Source organism: Flavobacterium sp. LMO6 (assembly GCF_009495795.1).
Taxonomy (GTDB): Bacteria; Bacteroidota; Bacteroidia; order Flavobacteriales; family Flavobacteriaceae; genus Flavobacterium.
The window spans coordinates 1-843 of sequence record NZ_WIBH01000054.1; the positions used below are offsets into that span (position 1 = coordinate 1).

The 843-nt window shown below is 40.9% G+C and carries 1 pseudogene; it reads left to right on the forward strand.

What is annotated here, in order from left to right:
* Nucleotides 1-843, forward strand: a pseudogene (locus tag GFJ99_RS13505) (hypothetical protein); the annotation flags it as partial.

Below are 843 nucleotides of genomic sequence, written 5' to 3' on the forward strand. Positions count from 1 at the left end.
TTTGTTCAGGCGCTGCTTTATCAGCTTTGCCAACGACTTCTACTAATGGAATCAATGGAACTTGGTCACCAGCCCTAAACAACACAACAACTACTACTTACACATTTACACCAACAGCAGGTCAATGTGCTACAACAGCAACATTAACGATTACCGTTACTCCAAATGTAACACCAACTTTTACTGCGGTTGCCCCAATTTGTTCAGGCGCTACTTTATCTGCGTTGCCAACGACTTCTACTAATGGAATCAACGGAACTTGGTCTCCAGCCCTAAACAACACAACAACTACAATTTATACGTTTACACCAACAGCAGGACAATGTGCTACTAATACGACTTTAACAATTACTGTTAATCCAAATGTAACCCCAACTTTTGATGCGGTTGCACCAATATGTTCAGGCGCTGCTTTATCAGCTTTGCCAACGACTTCTACTAATGGAATCAATGGAACTTGGTCACCAGCCCTAAACAACACAACAACTACTACTTACACATTTACACCAACAGCAGGTCAATGTGCTACAACAACAACATTAACGATTACCGTTACTCCAAATGTAACACCAACTTTTACTGCAGTTGCTCCAATTTGTTCAGGCGCTACTTTATCTGCTTTGCCAACGACTTCTACTAATGGAATCAACGGAACTTGGTCTCCAGCCCTAAACAATACAACAACTACAATTTATACGTTTACACCAACAGCAGGACAATGTGCTACTAATACGACTTTAACGATTACTGTTAATCCAAATGTAACACCAACTTTTGCTGCAGTTGCACCAATTTGTTCAGGCGCTACTTTATCAGCGTTGCCAACGACTTCTACTAATGGAA